Genomic DNA, 19,280 nt, shown 5'->3' with positions numbered 1-19,280 from the left:
AAACGTGAGAAGATAAAATGCCCGCTGGAGGAAGAAGGTCACGCAGGTCCCATAAGAGTGGCGGCAAGCGCCACGGAGGTTGCCCCTATGCGGCAAGTGTAGCTGGAGGCGCTCGTCGTCGCTCGCGCAAGAGCGGTGAAGGCAAGAAGCGTCGTTCTCGTCGCTCTCGCCATGCGGCAAAGTAAATATGTGATTTGCATATTTCACCCGCATGCGAAATCGCATGCTTTATTATTTTTTTGCGCAATGAGTTAGATTTTCTTCTCGAACCTTCCACGACACAAGAATATAAGAGCTCGCGTAGCGAATTCGCACGAAATAATGGAAGATGGTGGCGATGAAATAGGTGAAACGCGCGAATTAGATAGAAATTCAACTAATTTTGCAGTCGAACTCTTCGAATACCTGAAAAGCGCGAAATGGGACAGTGGATTAGATTTTCTTTTGTATCATCAAAATATTGTTCGCATCTACATGCGCAATGTTTCATCTACTGCCCGTGGACTTCTCATTTATCATGGCACGGGAATGGGAAAAAGCCTTCTCGCGATGTCAATCGCAATTGACCAAATAGAAGAACGCCCGGTTATTGTTTTGCTGACGAAATCGCTCATAACGAATATGCGCGCTGCAATTCACCAGTATCATCAAATGCGCAGTGAGTTTGACCCAAATTGGAAAAAATTATCAATACCGGAAATCGAAGAATGGATAGATAAACATTTCTCTTTTGTTTCGATGAACGCCTCGAATATGTATGCGCAAATGGAAACAGCGCAACGACGAAGCGCCGAGCATTTAACGCGGCAATCGCTGGAGACGCGTATTGGACTATTGCTTGATGAACTTCGCTTAGATGGGCGAATGCTAATTGTCGACGAGGCGCATAATTTCTTTAGGGCAGTTTCTAATGGCGCCGCGAATGCGAGTAAATTATACGACCTCGTCATGCGTTCTCACGACTTGAAAATTGTATTTCTGAGTGGCACACCAATTGTTCATGACCCTTTCGAACTCGCTGTGTGCTTTAACATGCTCGGTTCGCGCAATTTTACGCTATTCACAGAATATTATCAGGATTTCCGCCGCGAATTTGTTTCCGAAGATGGAACGAGCATCATAAAGAAAAACTATTTCCAGAATCGCATATTCGGACTCGTTTCATTTGTTGATAGAAAAAGCACACCAGGAATTCGCGCCGAACGCGCACCTGTGTCTGGAGAAACGAAATATGCAGTTCTCAAAGGCGTGAGTTTTCCTCAGGAATATGATTTGCAAACAATAAAATGCAAAATGGAAGAAGAACAATTCGGCGTTTATCTTCTTGCGCGAGACAAAGAAAAATCAGAATCCGCAGAACGCTTTGGAGTATTTAATCGCGAAGATTTGGGACCACTTCAGAAGCCGCGCGGACCGCGCTCGACTTATCGCGTTCAGAGTCGCCAGCTTTCGAATTATTGCCCGCCAAAAGGATTGACACAAATAAAAGAACCAACAGCGATACCTGGCATTATAAAGTCCGTAAAATTCGAAAGAATGTTGGAAGTTATTCTTGCGTCGCATGATAAACAATTAGGGCTTATTTATTCGCAATTTACTGGCATTGGCGGATTGGGCATCTTTGCGCGATTTCTGGAGCAACATGGATATTCGGCATTCGTTTTGCCAGAGAAAACCAGCCGCGGTGTTGGAATACTTCGTCCCATTAAATCCGCAGAACAGCAGGCGCTTCAAGAAAGTCTCGAAAAAATAGATGGCAGTGGCGATGAATCCGTACCAATTCTCGATGACAAACCGCCAACAAGTATCACTTCGCAACTCATGGCGGAGAAAATGTATGCGAATGCAATTCCGCAACAATCGCAGCCGCCTGAAACGCCGCCGCAGAAACAATTACCGCTCGATGTTGGCGGCGGAAAACGATTCGCGCTAATAATCGGCGATATTCCTACGGATGATAGAGAGATAATTCGCAATATATTCAATTCCAAAGAGAATGCGCATGGCGAAATAATCGCGCTTCTGCTTGTTTCTTCAACTGGCGCAGAAGGACTCGATTTAATGCACGTGCGCCATATTCATATTCTCGAGCCGTATTGGAATTATGGCAGAATTCAGCAAGTTCGCGCGCGCGGCATTCGCAATAATTCGCATGCGGATTTGCCGCCAGAAGAGCAAAATGTATCTACTTATTTATATGTTGCTGTTGGTCCTCCTGGCTTCAAAGGAACCACAACCGATGAGGAAATTCTCGCAATGACAATGCAAGGAAAAAAGCTCATTAATTCATTCGAAGAAGCGCTTAAAGAAGTATCAATCGAATGCGCGCTAAATGGTGGGCAAAATTGTCGTATTTGCGTTCCCAATAAACATAATCTATTCACTGCGGAATTGATGCGCGATTTGCGAGCACTCGACCCATGCGTTCCGGCTGAAACGCATACAGTTTCCGCGCGCAAAGTGCAATACGGCGGCAATACGTATTTTTACATTCCAAGCGCGCAAAGCATTTATGGTGTGAAAATTTATCAACACGACCCGCGAATTAATGCGTACATGGAAGTTGACCAAAGTTTGCCAGATTATTCTGCCATTGCCGGCGCGATTACTGCGCAAGAGCAAGCAGCGCGAGCAGCCGTCAAAGCAAAAACCGCGGAAGCAAAAACCGCGGAAGCAAAAACTGCAGAAACAAAACAGCATGTCGAAAGCGCAAAACAAGAACCAAAGCAAGAAATCGCAAAAAATAAAGAAGATAAAGTCGTCGGCAAGTATGAAACAGCATCAGATGATGAAGACCTCGCAATTATTTAGTCAATGTCGCAATATCGATAGCGGAAATATTCGGCGAGAGAATCACTCTTGCAGCAGTGCTCGCCGAAGGCTCGCGCACTGCGTGCGTGTTCGGCGGGACAATTGGTGTTTGCTTTTTTTCGACTCGGCACTGCCACGGCACCTCTGGTGTGACTATTTCGCGCGCCGCTTCAATGACTTTTGGCGCAAGAGAAGTAGCGACCGTTATCGCCTGTAATGCCGCACGAACCTCATTTAATTCGCGATTTTCGACAATTAGAGATGGCGACTCCATTCTCGCGGGGATTGCTATTTCTGACACCACTATTTTTTCTTTGGTATCGCACTTTGCACTTGGAGCAACACGCGGGATTATTTCATCGCTATCGCGAGGATATTCCTCGCTATAATGTGGAATAATTGCCGCGGCAATTGGCTTCTGTGGTGTTATTTCTTTTGCGACTACCGGCACAACGGGCGGTGATACGATTTCTTTTGCAATAACTACAGGCACAACGGGCAGCGGCTTGGGAATTATAGCAACACTCGCCGGCGGAATAATTTTCGCTGGCGGATTAGTTTTCGGCAATATCGCCGCCGATGATTGGCTCGCCACGGCGCGATACGGCTGAGGTGTTCGCGAAATGCCCAATTTACGCAATAATTCTAATCTTCTCGCATCTGGCGAATTTTCGACAATCAAAACTGCTTTCTTTTGCGCAGCGTTCTGCATTTTTTCTGATTGATTCTATTTTTATATCAAAAAAAGATTTTCCGCTGGATTTAGAAAAATAGTAGCAAACGGATATTTTAAGCAAGAACATCCTCCCACCATATTCTCTTTTCGGACTCATCGCATTCTTGCCGATAAATTTCGCGGAATCCCGGCGATGCATTAATTGCAACTGCGCCATCTATCATTCGCTTGTTGCGTTCACGGCGCCTCATATCAGCGGCAATTCGCGTATTTAAGTCGAAAGAAGATGCAGTAAGTTGGTCGGATGAAAATTGGTCTGCCGCATATTCAGGCGTTTCCAAATTTGGCGGCGGATTCATGGGAAATTCTCCGTCATCATGATTTCCGGGCGGTGATATTTCTTCTCCCGCTTCGGGGTCGAGGCTCTGCCGAGCTTCGTTATTTGGCTGCGTATCATCTACGAGTACTGGCGCAACGGAAATAGTATCGGCGCTCGGGACTTCGCGCTTGCTTTCGGCGACACCACTTCGCTGAGCGTTTTGTGTCCTATAAAGCAAAAACACAACTGATGCAATTAACGCAACATCCAAAATGCAATCCGTTGGAATATCGCGTACATTTCGCGATTGCGTGGCGACAGTTATAACGATTATCAAGAGAATGATAAATATGAACACGATTATTTCATCCATCGCAGATGATTTCGTATAATAATGCCCGACGAAAAAAAAGCGCGTTAAATAGCCGCGCGTGGCGATTTATTTCGCGTCGCCGCTTGTTGGCGGCTTCATCGCTTTCATGAGCTCATCGATGCGCGCCTGAATCATTTCATCAAGTTTCGCATCGTCAATTTTTTGCTCCCGCATTGCGGTCGCGCCTTCGGCGTGCTCGGCGGAGTCGCCGCGCGAATGTTCATCTTCAGCAGCCAGTTCTGGCTCCAATTTGCCGCCTTCAGATGGCGCGAGCATTTGGCGCGCTTCTTTCGCGACTTCTTTCACTTGTGCAGTGTTTGTCGTCTGTTTATCCAGCACCTTAAATTTGTCCTCGACTGAATCAAAGAGAAATTTCAGGCTTTTATTTTCGGCGACTTTCGCGCCGGCTGTTTCGCGGAAGTATTCAACTATCCTCTTGAATTGCATGGATAATTCTGGGTCACTTTCTTCTGCGTTTTTCTTTGCTACATCCGAAATAAAACTCTCAAAAATAGTAGATTGAGTGCGCGTTTGTATGTAATCTTTGTAGTATTCGCCAAAGTTCTGCTTCAGCATATCTGTTCCTTGTAAAATCTTCTGGAATGCCTTTCTGCAGCGGCTCAATTTTGGCACTTTAGACAATTTCTCCACACATTCGAGAATAGTACTCGCGAGGTCATCAACGCAAATATCCGGCGATGATAATTCTCCATACAGAATGCCAGTGAGCATAAGAAGCTTATGTAAAGTAAATAAGATTAGTTTCTTCTCTTCTTCTGAGCCGCTCAAATACGCATCGCGAATATTGAATTCGCAAAACGCGAATGGGTGAAATCCGCGTTCGGACATGTTCTCAAGAAATATGCCGTTCAGAGATTCCGGATTTGAAAGATACGTCTTATATGCGACAATGCGGTCGCAAGTAATGATGAGCATTCTGACGACGCCTTTTTCGCGAATTTCAGGATATATACGCGTAAAGATTTTTGTCTCTTCTGGCGTCAATGTAAACTGCGTTGCAGCGGCTATATCCGTGATCGGCTGTTCTGCTGCGCGAAAGAAAAGATGCGTTGACTGAAACTCGCTGATGTTGTCTAAAAATTTCAGCAAATCTTTGCGCGCCGATGCGAAATTCGCGAAAATATTGCTTTGCGAGAAAAGACTGATAACCTTCGAAATGCGCGCTATGAGCTCGCAGAGCCGCAGATAGCGCGGATAAGAGACTTTAACATCGCCGATTTCACTGTTGAGGACTTTATCGAACATGCCTGCTAACTTCTGCTCATCATTGGATTCCGCGAGATGCACTTTCTTCTGCTTGATTTTGACCGCCGCCATCGATTAATATATATTTTCATTTCGCTGTTTCCTCCAAAACGACAATCATTCGCGCAAAAAAGAAGCGCGAAGTGCGATTCGCGATTTTCACTTATTTTTCGCAAGTTCGCTCTGCGCGTAAATTTGCAGTAACTCTTCTGCCAAATCGAAAATCTTCGATTTTGTTTGTGCATCCAATACAACCGCAGCGCGAGACTGCATTTTTGCAAACATTTTTTCCGGTGAAGTTCCACAAATTCCCGCGTTTTCGGCGATTCTCTTTCGATTCTTATTTGTGATAACTTCACCTAATTTGCATTTAGCGAAAAACTCTTCATTGCGGTTTGCTATCTGCTCATCGAAAGATAAAAGTGCTTCTCCGGCTTCATCCATCACACTTTCAACGCCGGCAGTATCTCTAAAAAACTGATATTTTCGCTTAATGTCATCCAGGAGCGCTTTGTCTTCTTCGGTTTCGAGTTGTTTGCCAATCAAGATGAAAATCCGTGATATGCGATTACAGAATTCTGATGCCGCGGATGGTGGTTTCGCTGCCATTTTTATATGGTGGAGGATAATTATTTTTAATATGCCATGTTATTTTCTCGCATTATATTGTAAATGTACTATCGCCGCCGTGTACGGTATTTTCTAACCAGAGGCGTTCTCCATCTTCGAATGATTTCGGCGCGCCTCTGGGTGCTCCTCTGCCTCCACGTGGAGGCGCCGTGGGAGCAGCGCGTGCTGCTGGAGCAGCTGGAGCAGCTGGAATTTCTTCCACATGAGTTGGCTTTCGGACATTCCGAGGAACTGCGTCAAGGCTTTGCCGAGCATTCGCAATTTCGCCCTGTGCGCGTGGCGCATTTGCGGCACCGCCGGATGCGTCGAGGCTCTGCCGAGCGACATCAGCAGCGGGCGCACCGTCCGGCGGCATTACACAACCGCGGCGACTATTAAGTTGGCGTATTTTCTTTTGATACATTTCCGTGCGCTTTTCATCAGCGTCTTCGGACAAATCATCGTCATCTTTTGCGTACATGCATCTATCTTGATATGATTGCATATTTATCGCATATGGCGAATGTAGCCCAGTTGCACCACGTAATGCTTCGGAAATCGCCGCAAAGCCAACCACAACACTGCCATTGCTCAAAATCAACGCAGGCAATCGCGTAATATTAAATCTCGTAAGTAACGCATCATCAAACTCGCGCAATATGCGAATTTGAAACGCTGCGCGAATAAATTGCTCGCGGTTCTCCTGAACAAATTGGAGAATCTTCTTGGAATTTTCTGTTTCTTGAATCAACAAATATGCGAAATTATTGCCAGATACTGCCATTTTTTATATATTCAAAGAAAGCAATCTTTTAGTGAAAAAAATTAATTTTGCGCACCAATCGCATTAAATTTTCTCACTGATTTTCTTCAGCGACGTAATCGCATCATTGAGTACTTCGCCAATCATTACTTTTTGCTGTTCCAGCGGCATCTTATCGAGAATTTTGATGAGAATTGCGCGAGTTTGCGTATCATCGCAATCACAAGCAAAATCGATATCCGGATATCGCGTGAAAATCCCACAACGAATTATGCCGCCGATAGTATTCGTTTCATTTGGGATTGCCAACACACTTACTTCGCCAGTGTTAATCGTCTGCGGAATTAGTTTTGCAGTACGCTCCAAACGCGAAACAATAGAAGAGAGCGTCATTTTCAGCAAATCTGCCGTTCGAATATTGCCGTTTGTGCCAAATTTAATAAGAAAATCATGCGGAAAACTCAAACTTGATGATTTCAAATAAACTGCAGTATCGTTGTATGGCAAATGCGGCTCTTTTTCGTTCGGCGCGAATTGGTCAATTGGGCGTTGGTCGAGAGGAATTGCAGTCCCGCGAAATGCAACGCTCGGCGGTGTATCAGCCGGGTCTGTCGACGATTGAGGCGCTTCTACCACAATCGCATTCATTTTCGCACTTTTCTTTGGCGCAAGAGTGAATAGCGTGAAAGTTTCATTAAACTGGCGAGTTTTCGTATCACTACCAGATTGGACAAGCGCAGCAGATTTAATATCGAGAGGAATGCTCTTGTCTGGATTTTCCGCTGATAATTCGAATCGCGCACCGAGATGAATCGATTGATTAATAGGAATAAGTGCGATTCGTTTTAGGATTAAATCGCGCTGAAGAAAGCGGTCGTTAGTGACGAATTCTTCCATTTTGAGTTGTTTAAGTATTAACTCGCAAGAAATAGCGCGGCGAATTGCATTGGCTATTCCTTGATTTATTCCGCGAATAATTAGCGAACATTGATGAACATTGAACACCGTTGGTAAGAGTTTCTGAAATTCAGGCGAACAATGAGGGACTATTTCATGGTCTTCGAATTTCTCGACTATAGGGTTTTGCAGGTTATAAACCGCGGATTGTGGCGTACCTTTTGCCGATTTTGAAGGGCGAGAAGCTGCAGGAGTAGCCATTATTTATATATGATGCGCCATTCAAATTTTGAAAGGGCGGATTTCGTCGCGAAATCAAAATATAGCAGCAAATGGATAGCGCAATTCGCGAAGCAATTCGCACGCGAATGCAATTCGACATTCGCGGCGAATGGCGCGCGAAAATCGCTGCATTTGCGGAGTTACGGCAGGCATTCCACGCGAAACATGAATTATTTCGGCTTCTTTTTGTTGAAGTTTGGTTGACTGAGACAAAAATGAATGTAGAGTGTTGTCTCGCGAATCTTGCAGAAGAGATGGTAAATGTTGATAATATTTCTATATTCTCTGAGCATCTGGATGTATTCATGTGGATTTTCTTTTTCTTATTAAAACACGATGAAGATGTTGCCGCTCGCTTTCTCGATACAAATCGTGATATGCTTTGGGATTTCATCGCGCGCGTTCGCGGGGATGAAGTATGGACCAATATCTTCCGCGATTTTCTCGTGGAATGGGGATTGAAGCATTAGCACGCTGCGGATAAAAAAAGAATTGACGCGCACTACGCGGCATTTTTCCATTTGCGCAGAATTGCGATGATTGTTTTGCATTGTTGCTTTGTCATTATGCCGATACGCAGAATCGGCGTTTGTAATTTCGTATGTGGCGTATTTACTTTGCGTGAATTTGGAATTAGGCAAAGCCCCGACGGCTGTGCCGAAGTTTCTTTCGGAATATCGCGGCATTGCCGCGTTTTCCTATATCCTCGCGGGCGAGGATGAACGACGTTAATCATTCCTGATTTTTTATGCCTGCTGCAAAATTCGCGTTTTCCGCCAATATATCCGAATGATGCAGCGGTTGTGCATGTTGAAAATTTACAAGCATAAGGGTCTTTTTTTGGCATTTGCGACTCGCGCGTGATGGCTATATAACTCGCAGGATTCCGGATTTCAAAAAAAGAAGACTTCACAAATTATTCACTATTCCTTTGGTTCAAGAATTTTAGCAGCCCCCATAAATGCCGCACAAATTGTGCTCAACTTTATAGAGTCAGTGTTGTGATGCGAATCAATATTATTAGCGGTGGATTTCCATAATTTGATTAACTGTTCGTAACTATTTTCGCAAAGTGCTATCAACGCGCCAACCGGTTGTTTCAAAAGAGACTTTTCTATAAGATGCAGAAGATAAAATACAATTGCGTTATCATAATCTACACTATCCGTGGCACTATTTGCTGCAATAAATGCCGGAAGAAAATCATCCCAAGCTACGAGTTTAAGACTCTTGTCATCATAAGCGAAGAAGACACTCAGCAAAATATTGAGAACCGAAAGTTGCGTTGGTTCATCGGCATCACTAATATTCGCGAATTTTGATAATGTCAAAATTCCATACATCATGCCATATACGCATACAGCATCTTCGCAGAATATAATTTCGAGATAATATCTTATCTGCGGACTCGGCACACAATCAGCAAACAATAATCTCGCGAAATTCTGTGGAGCGGGCAAAAAGAGTCTTTCGGTTGCAATCTCCACGGCACTGGCATGTTGAAATTTTTCAACGGTACATTTATTGCTCCGAGATGCAATCACGTCTGAAATCGCTGCAAAAATCAGCACTTTGTTCCTCAAGAAGAATTCATCAACAGCGAGTTTCAATTCACGCGAAACTGCGCGCATGCAAAACAGTGTTCTGAGCCAATCCGCTGGATGTTGCGGATTTTCAGCGTTTCCCATAATCGCCTCGAATAATGGGTCGAGATTATTACACATGTTTTGAACCAAGCAGGAATTCGCATCTGTCGTTTCCATTTAGTGGCGTATTCGTTGATTCTATTGGCGCGAATTTCAAAAAAATATTAAACAACACTCCTATGGCGATTGTTGCCGTTCGAATATCACTTTCGCGAGCGGTTTCTTCAAAAGAGCCAAATCGAAAAGACGGGTGATTTTAGAATCGATACCAACACCACGTCCATATTGCGTTACTTTCGATATTTTATCTGCAGCGATAAAGACCGGCATGAAATCGTCCCAATCAACGAATTTAAGCCCCGGTTCGCCGTATGCCAATAACTCATATAAAATATCGAGTAATGAGTTCTGAGTCGTTTCATCGCCAATATCAATATTCGCGAACTTCGGCATTGCCAAAATGCCGTATGCGATACCAAACACACATGCTTCTTCTTCATCGAAAATAGTATCGAGATACCATTTAATTTGCCTCATTGACAAATTTCCTTTGTGCATCAGCCGCGCGAAATTTTGCGGTGATGGCAGAAAGAGTCCATTCGTCGTTAACTCATCAGCAATCACGCACTGAAATGCTTCGACTTCGGAATGCTGAGACCAAAAACGAACGCATTCAGAAACCGCGGCGAAGATTTGCGCTTTATTCACCAAGAGAAAATTGTCGACGGCGTTTTTCATTTCGCACGAAACTGCACGCATGCGAAACAGCGTTTTAAGCGATTCCGGAATGCATAGCGGGCGTTTCATGTTTAACATGATCGCGTCTAAAAGAGGGTCAATATTGTTGCACATGATTTGAACCAAGCTTGCCATTTTGCGATCTTCTATTTGATGTCTATCGCGTGACACTATTGTTGATTCTATCGAAACGAAATTCAAAAAAAACAATATAACTAAAATTCCGTTACATCAAACTTGATATTTCGCAACTAAAATCCCCACGGGAAATTTAAAAGAATCCTTTTGACTGCCTTGCGGTCGCCGAAAATGACGATAAGATGCTGCTTGAGTTGTTTCGATGGCATACCATTATTAAACAACAACTGTGCAAAATTTTGCAGCGTTGGTATAAAGAGGCGATTCTTTGCTACCTCGGCGGCAGTCGCTTGCTGAAATGCTTCAGAATTGAAACTCTGGGACCAAATACGGGATGCTTCAGAAATCTTGGCAAAAATTTGCGCTTTTTTTGCCAGGAGGAAATCATCAACAGCGCCCTTCATTTCGCATGAAACTGCGCGCAAGCAAAGCATCGTTTTAAGTGTCTCCGGAATGTAGACAACGCTCGTGCCGAACATGATCGCGTTTAAAAGAGGGTCGACATTATTACACATTATTTGAGCGAGGCTTGTCATTTTCTCCTCTTGATGCTTGTTTAACTGTGTTATTGTTGATTCTATCAATACGAATTTCAAAAAAACTCCCGCGAAGCAGTCGAGGCTTCGAAGAGTCGGCAACGCCTCGACTGCTTCGCGGGAGCTAAAAATCACATAGACAACTTGTTCTAAAACTGCATAATTGCATTTTGCCGCTTCTTTGGAGGCATTTTGCATTTGCCGAGTTTATTAATTTCGAGGAAGCTCGCCTTCGGCTCGACCGCTTCGCGGGAGCTGCATTTCAAAAAAATAAAAGCGCACTGGTTATTCCATTTTTATTATGCAGTCGCATCAGCAAATGCGGTCATAATTTGCTTAACTTGATGAAAATCGTAATGTTTGTTCATTATTTTTTCACTCATGTGCCACATGGCGGTTAATCGTTCGACTTTTCCTTCGCATATATCTGCAATCACATGCGCTGGATGGGATAATAGCGATTTTCCGATTAAATCGATTACTACTAAGCGTATATCAAAATTAATATTATATCTTCCTGCATCCATCAATTCAAAACAATAACGAGATGCAGATATTAATTGTGGAATAAAATCATCCCATGTGATATGCATGATGGAGATGGTGCGACATGTGTATGCGATGCATATTGCAGAATATATCACCGAAGCATCATCTTTAATGCTACACATCTTTAAAATTTCATTTAGCATGCTACATATGCAAGCATCTTCGCCAAACAACGAATCTAAGATAAACAGGATGGTGATTGCCGGTATGCCGGCGGCGAACATTCCGCGCGTGAGAGTTACGCGCAAAGGAAGAAAGCAATGCGTCCCATTTTTGCGAACAATCTTTTCTATTTTCGCGCGAGCCAATGAGAAATCTCCTTTGAGCACTCGCGTAGCGAGCGAGCCTTCGGCGAGCATTATCGGAAAGACGCGAAATTTATTATACACCATTTCGAGACAATCAAAGATAATGCTACTCTGCGCGCATAAAAACGTATCGATCGCATCTCGCCATTCGCGCGAAACAGCGCGCATTGTTAGGATTATTTTAAATTTACATGGTATGGATTCTTCTGATGCATTGATTATCGTAGCGAATAGTTGTTCCAAAACGGCATAATCGCTCGCCAAAACACTCCCGCGAAACAGTTGTAACTCCGCCACACTCATTGCCGAATTATCCTCAGATTTCGCCATTCAAAAAACTCACAAATTGAAAGCCGCTAATAGACAAATTAATATACAACAAAGAATGAACGCAATTTGCGCCCTTTGCGACACGAATAGAAGGTGCTTATTCCAATGCGGCGATGAAGAAGCGAGCGCTGGGGATATCGCCGTTTGCGCGCAATTTCATGCCGGCGGCGGATTTCATTTGACGGCGGATTATGCAACGCTGCCCATAGATTTTCTCATCTGCCACATTTCGCAAATACTCGGCTTCGCTATTCTGCACAAAGATGAAGATGCGATTAAATCGCTCATGGAGTTGCCACAAATGAATACTACTCTTAGATTTTATATTATGCCCGCAATCATATTGGCGTGCGAATTAGATGAAGTCGCGCTGGGAATGAGGATTTTTCTTGGCGAAAATTATGCCGATTTGCCTCAAGAGCGCATTGCAGAAGCGTATAACGCAATTGCGATTTCTGCAGCGCGAATGCATTTCGCAGTTTCAATGTTAAATGTTGCCGCAGTATTCGGGAAGAGATGCACTGATTTCCGCATAAATCCGCTTTATCTCGCGATACGCGAAAATGCATCTCCATGCCCACTTTCGAGCGATGCCATAAACACTTGGCAAAAAGCGCAATTATTCGCGAAAGCTACAACATGGCAAACGATTATCGCAAATGCCGCGAGTGTGCCAAATTTTCTTCTCGATGTCACCCGTCAAATGGAAATCGATGTTCCGTTCTCTTGGGAGGAAGCGAATTACGCGATTGAGTGCGAAAATTTCTCCAGCCTCGAAACAATATTGCTTAAGATATCAGATGCGTATCATTTCGATACAAATTGCGCAACAGCAGCACAATATGCAATCGACCATAAGCAATACGCATTCGCGCGTAAGATTATTGCAAAATATAAAATTGATGGAACGCTTCTTAAATTCTCTGGTGATAGTACGCTAAATGCGCTAATTCTCTCACTCATTCATAAATAATCCAAAAAAATAATCCAAAAAATAATTTCGTGCATTCATTTTTTCTATTTTGTAGTGAATTTGAATAATTCCTTATCGCCAAATAGCCAATCCGTTGCGCGCCCGTCATTAATGACAACTTCGAGCGCATCCAACTCATCCAGCCAGATTTGCGCTGCTGTAAATGGCGGAAGTGCAGCGCGCGCTTGGAGTGTTCGCCGCTCGCTTCCAGTGTCGCGAAGAAGTGTATCGTATTTTTTGCGCCCCTCTATCGTCTTATTTTTGTCCGCAAGTGAAATCAGATATTCAAACGATGCTCCTTTGCCGCCGATAATTTCGGCGCGCAATTCATCGCGCGTTCGCAAAAATCCCGGCTCAAATAATCGCGCGCGATTGAAGCGCACAAATTGCGCACCATTTAGAATCGTCTCCAATTCATCATCGGAATATTTCTTCGCTTCAATTCCCGCATCGATATAACGGATTATCTCCGAATAATATTTCTCTTTTAGTTCCATCAACGCAACTTCGCGCTCAATGCGGCGCGCATACAAATCGCGGCGAAATGGAAACCAATAATCCGCAACTTCGCGATAAGACTTGAATTCGCGCACAGCTAAATCCGGCTGAACGAAATTCAAATACTTCTGCAGTTTATTGCGCAAGAGGAAGAATTCAATAATTGGGTCGCCGATATTTCCGCGCGGCATTGTGAGAATCTGCGCTAATCCATCCGGCTTAAGTTTTATCTCGATGCGCACATCCGACATATCGGAATTATTAGCAATCTTTTCTATTGGCGATGCGTCTACATCCGCATTGTGACGTCTCCCGAGCATTTCAATATATGGCATTGTCCACACGCGCAACGGCAATTCAGTGATGACAATCGATTCGCCACGAATCTCATATTTCCCAATAGAATACTCTTCTCCGCCTTTGGAGATAATAATGCCTTTCCATTTGCATCGCGCGTGTGCGTATTCGCCATCTGCAGGCGAAGTAATAACGCGAAATGTATCATCGTAATATTGCGCCGGGAAATGCAATTCGGCTTCTATTTCACGCCTTCCGCCAGCCGTAGGAAAGCAACACGGGCGCAAAGGAAGATAACCGCATTCAGCGCCGACGATTTTCGCTCTGACGAGTGAAATCACATCCATTACTTCTCGAGCCCAAATTGCCATTCCCCAGCCATGCGCCGGCAATTTCGCAGATTCGAGAATCGCTATTGGCAAAATCGGCACATAATATTTCGGCTCAACTTGCTTTCCCTCATCGAAATTAAATTCCAAGAGCGGATAATCGACCATCGGAAACAGCAATTGATTTAGGCGCGTATTTGGGCGCGTGTGGACATATCTCGGGCTTGAAGCATCTTTGCCGCCCATTAATCTCGAGCCGAACATCGAAAGCGGCACGAGAATGGGCAATTGACAGCCGCCAGGCGCGAGAAATGCTTTTTTCGTGATAGATTTTTCCAGTGACATTTCTCCGTGATGATAATTTTCTGTGAGCGAAATCGCGCCTGCGAGCTGCGAAACTCTCATTTCGGCGGTGGATTTCTTCTTGAATGCTTTCACAATGCCGTGGAACACTTTTCGCCCGGATTGATTAAATCCATCAATCGCGGAATTGATTTTTCTTTCGAGATTATCCCGCTGATAAACATCGACATCCGTCGTCAGCATAATAGAACAAGGAATAATCTTCATCTTCTCGATTTCGGCGAGCAATTCCGATGGCAAACGCGTACATGGCAGCGAAAGTTGCTCTCTGCGCAATTGCGGAATTTCGCCATAATATACCTCGAAAAGATGTTCTGCTGTTGCGTCGAATTTAAAGCGGAAAAGATGGTCTGCGAAATGATTAAAGATTTGCAGCATCTCGGCGGTACTATGAGTGCCAAGACCTTTATAGTACTTAATATTGTATTTTGCTTCGCCTGCTTCACCGGCGATTGCTCGCCAATCTTCTACTTCGCGGTCGGAATAAAATTCCAAAACTTCTCCGCCATTCTTCGGATAAGCCCTCTGAATCGGCGTTGAGAGCCGCTGGATGAAACCGTTTTCTATGAGAGCTGGCCAGAATGCCGCAAAGAGGTTGATTAACAGCCCGAATATATTGCCGATTCCATCATAATCTTGGTCTACGCACGCAATAACGCCACCATATTTCAGGTGCTTCATTTCTTCTGGTGTTTCGTATTTCAGCGAGAAATCGAGCCCAACTGCGGCAATGAAAGCAGCAACGAACTGATTACTGAGAAATTCTTTCCTAAGCAATCGCAGCGCGGAAGTATCGCTAATGCGCGGGCAAATTCTGCGCGCATTCATAATCACGCCGCCCATTGACATCGCGCCATAATATTTTGGCTTCAAAATCCGCGTAATGCCGTTTCGGATTTGGCTCATTGCACTATCGCCTTCGACAGTTAATAATCTGCATTTATGAGCTTCTCGCGTGCCGGCACTAATAGCGCGATTATATTTGCTCGATGGCAATTCTATTTCTTTCGAATGTTGGATAGTCGTTCTCTGCGACTTTTTGACAAATCGTTCAAGAATAGCGACATGCGCCAATTCGACAATCGGCTGTAAATATTTCGCAGGAATTTCATCATATCCGGCGAGTATTTCTTTCGGTAGAGTCAATTTATCTTTGCTTTGACCGCTCCAGCCGACTTCTCCAACTCGCGCGACGATTAACAAAGATAAAACGCCGCGCAACAAAGCAGGAGTGATGATAGTTTCTTCTTTTAGAAGCGCATCTTTCTTGCATTCTTTGCGGACGCCTTCGAGAATAATAGAAAATACTTTATCAATATGATTGCCAATCGGGACAATTATGCCATTAACGACGGAAATGGCTGCGCGGCTGGAAGTCAGCAAATCGCGATTTGCTGCCGCGAAAATAGTCCACGTGAATTTATCATCGCGCGCCATTCGCCCGCCAACTTTCGGCTTCATTATTGCGGAATGAATGCGTTCAGCGCCTAAAATACTCGCCGCTAATTCTTCTGCTGTGAAATCACTCACGCATATATCGCCGAAATAAACACTGCATTGATTCTTTGCGAAAGAACGCACATACAACGCGGCGAATATCATGCGCTGCATTAGCAATTTTCCCGCGGTTTCCGGCATCGTATTCAATTCACCATAATCCAAAGTAAAAATCAGTCGCGTTCCTGTTTCGTGTGCGCCTTTTTTTCTTCGCGTAATTATCGGCTTCCCGCAGACGCGCATATGATTTTCCCATGTTTGCGAATACACTTGCCCGCTATCATCGGCTGTTTCCACGCAAAATCGCGTGGAATGGATATTCGTCAATTTGACGCCTATTCCATTTGTGCCGCCAGTGATGTCCGAGGCATTATCTTTGTGAATATTGCACCCGCGAAATAATTCACCAAAAATGAGCTGCGGGACATACATTTGCGCTTTATTGTGGAACGCGATTTCAATGCCGGCGCCATCATTGCGGATTTCTATTTCGCCGCGATGTTCGCCCGTTAAGCAAATATTCGCCGAGATTATTGTTACTTTTTTGCCATTTTTCGCCGCAATATTGCAGCGCACGAAATGGTCAAGAGCATTAACAATCGGCTCATCCAGGCATTTATACGCGCAAGGAGAAAACAGTAGCGTTTCTGCGACGGCAGATATTCGCGAATTTGGCGGCGCATCGCTACTTCCTTGCGGCGATTTTGCCACTGTGAATACCAATTCTTGCGATTCTGAGGCATTTTTTGAGCCAGCCCACATATCTTTATCTCGGACATGTTCTGAAATATCGATAATCGGGTATTTATCTTCTATCTGCTGCGCACTATCTGCCATGGTTTACTCGCGGCGCGAGTGCTTATATTTCGTAGCATTTCATATTCAAAAGAAGACTGAGCGCTAAAGGGATAAAGTCTTCTTTTTTCGCAGAGGAGATTTTATGGGTGACAAAAAAATAATTCGCGAAATATGCGCGCTTTCTATTAAATTCCACCATCGCATCGAATATAGAAGCAATCGCGCAATAATGGCAACGGCGGACACACATGAGATACGTAAAAATCCTGAACAACCAAAATGGGTTTGCGATAAATGCACAAGAAGCTTCCCAACAAGAAAAGGATATCTTCTTCACTGCTCGCATAGCAGAAGTTGCGGAACGCATAAAACTCCAGATGCGTGTACTGTAGCTCCGCCGAACGTTTTTAATACTAATTTTGTCATCACATTTGGTAAGCACCTTTTCGATCCAGCGGAGGACGACCCAAAAAAAGCGGCGATTGCACAAATTGTGATAAGGTATCCATGCGATTTTTATCGGGAGATAAAGAAATTTTTGTGGTCGTTTGCGCCGGATCCGAAGCCAGAGTCGCCGCCTGAAGAATTTACTGATATTATTAATGGCGAAACAGTTACGGAACGATTCGATACGCTCATAACGAATTTTATTAGTTGTTTCTCTGAAATAATCAATCAATTAATTAGCGACCATGCAAAATATCAAATTGCGCAAGTTCATTTCGGAGAAAAATATGAAACTGTTATACCAATTTCAACGCAATAGAAATTAGTATGATGCTAAAATCTCGCGTTCGGCGTAAATTTGCTTACTGAAGACCATGTAGTTAATCGAATCGTCTATCGTGCGTATCATTCTCGCATCATGCCAATGGAGTTCAATTTGCTCATCCATATCACTGGAAAATTCTGGAAAAGTCGTATTGTCCAAGGATTTTCGTTTTTTGAAATATTCTCGAATAAATTCGAGAAGATATCCTCTAATTTTTACCATTGCCGTGTCGAATGTGTAAAGTACCCATTTTCCTTGTTCTATGATTTCGATTTCGCGAAAAGAAAAATCAGCCCGAACGACAATGATGGCGCGCATACTATGATTTTCTGGATGTGCTTCATAGAACCATAAATATTTCACAAATGCTACTACAACTCGCAAATATGACTTTTTGTTAATCCATTCTTCAAACGCCGCATTTGTGCATTCGGTCATATAAGAAATATTCGGATCTAAACAATTTCGAATCCCTGGCTCTGCGCATTGCGATATTGGCATGGGAAAAATTTCATCTTTTTCGTCGGGTTTTGAGTCTGCTTGGATTTGTAGCTCCCGCTTCGCGGTCGAGGCTTTGCCGAGCTCGCCAAAGGCTCTCCCGGAGGGGTCACTGCTCTGCAGCGTTCGACCACTTCGCGGGAGCTCTGCAGATACTGGAATACTTGCAAGAAGAGTGCATTGTTCATGGATGCTTGGCACAATTGGCAATGCCGCAATATCTCCGCGTATTTCTCGTTTAGGAGTATTATCGCTCAGCGCGTATTTTGTTTCCTGATTTTCGGATTCACATGGCTTTTTTCCTTTAGAGTCTCTTTCTAGTTCGGCAGAGTCTCGATCTTGGAAATCCTCGGAGTGCTTCACACCAGTGAGTTCAAGAGAAGTATTTTCGCATGCGGATGTTTGTTGCGGAGCAACACTCGAATCTACGGTTTTCCGCAGTGCGTCAATCGCGTGTATTTGAATTTGCTTATCCTCCAATGCATGTTGCCATTTTTCGGCAACCAATTTCATCGCACTTATTTTGTTTTCGATTTCTCGACATTCGTTCGTAAGTGTTTCTCTTTCGGCGTTCCGTGCGCTACATCTGCGCAGATGTACAATCAGATATTCTTTCGATGAATATACGTTATGGCAGATACTACATCGAAGCGGATTCCGTACATCCGTGATGTCCGGAGCTATGCATGGATTTTTCTTGCTTTTATGTCGAGATAAAAATGAAAGAAAGTCAAACTGCTTTCCACATCGATCACAGCGATACTGCTTCCGCTCGCGCAAATCCGAACCTCGGAGCATTTTTTCAGTAAAAGCACGATATGCGCGAAGCAATCCTCACAGTTTTTCTTGATGTTATATTATTATTGTTCATATTTTGGCAAATAAAAATTTGCCAAAATATAAAATTTCACAAGAAAATTATTTGTAATATTGTTATAATTTAACAAACAAATCATTGTAAAATTTTATAATTTTTATAGGGATAATTTGCTAAATTCGTCTTATAATTTAGCA

17 protein-coding genes are annotated in these 19,280 nt (G+C 43.8%); 4 read left to right on the top strand and 13 right to left on the bottom strand.

From position 1 onward, the window contains the following. The first annotated feature begins 321 nt into the window (after positions 1-321). The gene (locus M0R33_RS14075) at positions 322-2,811 is read left to right on the top strand and encodes a helicase-related protein (protein WP_292570357.1); all 2,490 of its coding nucleotides are present in this window, start codon (positions 322-324) and stop codon (positions 2,809-2,811) included. Here M0R33_RS14075 and M0R33_RS14070 read toward each other — a convergent pair. The 6 genes from M0R33_RS14070 to M0R33_RS14045 all read right to left on the bottom strand — a co-directional run bounded on the left by M0R33_RS14070 (position 2,804) and on the right by M0R33_RS14045 (position 7,975). Next, the gene (locus M0R33_RS14070) at positions 2,804-3,523 is read right to left on the bottom strand and encodes a hypothetical protein (RefSeq protein ID WP_292570355.1); all 720 of its coding nucleotides are present in this window, start codon (positions 3,521-3,523) and stop codon (positions 2,804-2,806) included. The two genes, M0R33_RS14075 and M0R33_RS14070, sit on opposite strands and share 8 nt — an antisense overlap. A 77-nt stretch (positions 3,524-3,600) precedes the next feature. Continuing rightward, the gene (locus M0R33_RS14065; RefSeq protein WP_292570352.1) at positions 3,601-4,179 is read right to left on the bottom strand and encodes a hypothetical protein; all 579 of its coding nucleotides are present in this window, start codon (positions 4,177-4,179) and stop codon (positions 3,601-3,603) included. A 66-nt stretch (positions 4,180-4,245) separates the two neighbouring features. Then, positions 4,246-5,517 carry a hypothetical protein gene (locus M0R33_RS14060; RefSeq protein WP_292570350.1) on the bottom strand — a complete coding sequence of 424 codons (1,272 nt, stop codon included), beginning with the start codon at positions 5,515-5,517 and terminating at the stop codon, positions 4,246-4,248. Positions 5,518-5,604: 87 nt separating this feature from the next. Next, positions 5,605-5,991 (bottom strand): hypothetical protein, encoded by a 387-nt coding sequence (locus M0R33_RS14055; protein WP_292570348.1) that lies wholly within the window; start codon positions 5,989-5,991, stop codon positions 5,605-5,607. 115 nt (positions 5,992-6,106) lie between these two features. Beyond that, complete coding sequence (locus M0R33_RS14050; RefSeq protein WP_292570345.1) at positions 6,107-6,838, bottom strand: hypothetical protein; 732 nt, start codon at positions 6,836-6,838, stop codon at positions 6,107-6,109. A 63-nt stretch (positions 6,839-6,901) separates the two neighbouring features. Continuing rightward, the gene (locus tag M0R33_RS14045; protein WP_292570343.1) at positions 6,902-7,975 is read right to left on the bottom strand and encodes a hypothetical protein; all 1,074 of its coding nucleotides are present in this window, start codon (positions 7,973-7,975) and stop codon (positions 6,902-6,904) included. 71 nt (positions 7,976-8,046) lie between these two features. Here M0R33_RS14045 and M0R33_RS14040 point away from each other — a divergent pair, with 71 nt between their 5' ends. Continuing rightward, entirely contained in the window at positions 8,047-8,466 is a 420-nt protein-coding gene (locus M0R33_RS14040; RefSeq protein WP_292570340.1) for a hypothetical protein, read from the top strand. A gap of 32 nt (positions 8,467-8,498) precedes the next feature. Here M0R33_RS14040 and M0R33_RS14035 read toward each other — a convergent pair whose 3' ends face one another. The 5 genes from M0R33_RS14035 to M0R33_RS14015 all read right to left on the bottom strand — a co-directional run bounded on the left by M0R33_RS14035 (position 8,499) and on the right by M0R33_RS14015 (position 12,241). Then, entirely contained in the window at positions 8,499-8,843 is a 345-nt protein-coding gene (locus M0R33_RS14035; protein WP_292570337.1) for a hypothetical protein, read from the bottom strand. A 76-nt stretch (positions 8,844-8,919) separates the two neighbouring features. After that, positions 8,920-9,759, bottom strand: a complete 840-nt coding sequence (locus M0R33_RS14030; RefSeq protein ID WP_292570334.1) for a hypothetical protein — start codon at positions 9,757-9,759, stop codon at positions 8,920-8,922. Between the two features lie 60 nt (positions 9,760-9,819). Continuing rightward, positions 9,820-10,515 carry a hypothetical protein gene (locus M0R33_RS14025; protein ID WP_292570331.1) on the bottom strand — a complete coding sequence of 232 codons (696 nt, stop codon included), beginning with the start codon at positions 10,513-10,515 and terminating at the stop codon, positions 9,820-9,822. A 116-nt stretch (positions 10,516-10,631) separates the two neighbouring features. Beyond that, entirely contained in the window at positions 10,632-11,252 is a 621-nt protein-coding gene (locus M0R33_RS14020; RefSeq protein WP_292570329.1) for a hypothetical protein, read from the bottom strand. A gap of 101 nt (positions 11,253-11,353) precedes the next feature. After that, positions 11,354-12,241 carry a hypothetical protein gene (locus M0R33_RS14015; RefSeq protein WP_292570326.1) on the bottom strand — a complete coding sequence of 296 codons (888 nt, stop codon included), beginning with the start codon at positions 12,239-12,241 and terminating at the stop codon, positions 11,354-11,356. Positions 12,242-12,257: 16 nt separating this feature from the next. On the opposite strand from M0R33_RS14015, the gene M0R33_RS14010 reads away from it, so the two are divergent. Further along, entirely contained in the window at positions 12,258-13,214 is a 957-nt protein-coding gene (locus M0R33_RS14010) for a hypothetical protein (RefSeq protein WP_292570324.1), read from the top strand. Between the two features lie 44 nt (positions 13,215-13,258). Here M0R33_RS14010 and M0R33_RS14005 read toward each other — a convergent pair whose 3' ends face one another. Continuing rightward, on the bottom strand, positions 13,259-17,035 hold the full coding sequence (locus M0R33_RS14005; protein ID WP_292570321.1) for a DNA gyrase subunit A: 3,777 nt from the start codon (positions 17,033-17,035) through the stop codon (positions 13,259-13,261). Between the two features lie 103 nt (positions 17,036-17,138). On the opposite strand from M0R33_RS14005, the gene M0R33_RS14000 reads away from it, so the two are divergent. Continuing rightward, positions 17,139-17,762, top strand: coding sequence for a hypothetical protein (locus M0R33_RS14000; RefSeq protein WP_292570318.1), 624 nt, complete (start codon positions 17,139-17,141; stop codon positions 17,760-17,762). Between the two features lie 3 nt (positions 17,763-17,765). Here the strand turns inward: M0R33_RS14000 and M0R33_RS13995 are convergent, their stop codons facing one another. After that, positions 17,766-18,779 (bottom strand): hypothetical protein, encoded by a 1,014-nt coding sequence (locus M0R33_RS13995; protein ID WP_292570315.1) that lies wholly within the window; start codon positions 18,777-18,779, stop codon positions 17,766-17,768. Positions 18,780-19,280: the final 501 nt, after the last annotated feature.

The organism is Methylomonas sp. (assembly GCF_023228165.1).
Classification (GTDB): domain Bacteria; phylum Pseudomonadota; class Gammaproteobacteria; order Methylococcales; family Methylomonadaceae; genus Methylomonas.
This window is presented reverse-complemented; position numbering and strand designations above follow the sequence as displayed.

Bases quoted from the DNA above. Each gene is read 5' to 3' on its own strand.
- M0R33_RS14075 (WP_292570357.1), top strand. From the start codon at position 322: ATGGAAGATGGTGGCGATGAAATAGGTGAAACGCGCGAATTAGATAGA.
- M0R33_RS14070 (WP_292570355.1), bottom strand. From the start codon at position 3,523: ATGCAGAACGCTGCGCAAAAGAAAGCAGTTTTGATTGTCGAAAATTCG.
- M0R33_RS14065 (WP_292570352.1), bottom strand. From the start codon at position 4,179: ATGGATGAAATAATCGTGTTCATATTTATCATTCTCTTGATAATCGTT.
- M0R33_RS14060 (WP_292570350.1), bottom strand. From the start codon at position 5,517: ATGGCGGCGGTCAAAATCAAGCAGAAGAAAGTGCATCTCGCGGAATCC.
- M0R33_RS14050 (WP_292570345.1), bottom strand. From the start codon at position 6,838: ATGGCAGTATCTGGCAATAATTTCGCATATTTGTTGATTCAAGAAACA.
- M0R33_RS14045 (WP_292570343.1), bottom strand. From the start codon at position 7,975: ATGGCTACTCCTGCAGCTTCTCGCCCTTCAAAATCGGCAAAAGGTACG.
- M0R33_RS14040 (WP_292570340.1), top strand. From the start codon at position 8,047: ATGGATAGCGCAATTCGCGAAGCAATTCGCACGCGAATGCAATTCGAC.
- M0R33_RS14035 (WP_292570337.1), bottom strand. From the start codon at position 8,843: ATGCCAAAAAAAGACCCTTATGCTTGTAAATTTTCAACATGCACAACC.
- M0R33_RS14030 (WP_292570334.1), bottom strand. From the start codon at position 9,759: ATGGAAACGACAGATGCGAATTCCTGCTTGGTTCAAAACATGTGTAAT.
- M0R33_RS14025 (WP_292570331.1), bottom strand. From the start codon at position 10,515: ATGGCAAGCTTGGTTCAAATCATGTGCAACAATATTGACCCTCTTTTA.
- M0R33_RS14020 (WP_292570329.1), bottom strand. From the start codon at position 11,252: ATGCAAAATGCCTCCAAAGAAGCGGCAAAATGCAATTATGCAGTTTTA.
- M0R33_RS14015 (WP_292570326.1), bottom strand. From the start codon at position 12,241: ATGGCGAAATCTGAGGATAATTCGGCAATGAGTGTGGCGGAGTTACAA.
- M0R33_RS14005 (WP_292570321.1), bottom strand. From the start codon at position 17,035: ATGGCAGATAGTGCGCAGCAGATAGAAGATAAATACCCGATTATCGAT.
- M0R33_RS14000 (WP_292570318.1), top strand. From the start codon at position 17,139: ATGGGTGACAAAAAAATAATTCGCGAAATATGCGCGCTTTCTATTAAA.
- M0R33_RS13995 (WP_292570315.1), bottom strand. From the start codon at position 18,779: ATGAAATTGGTTGCCGAAAAATGGCAACATGCATTGGAGGATAAGCAA.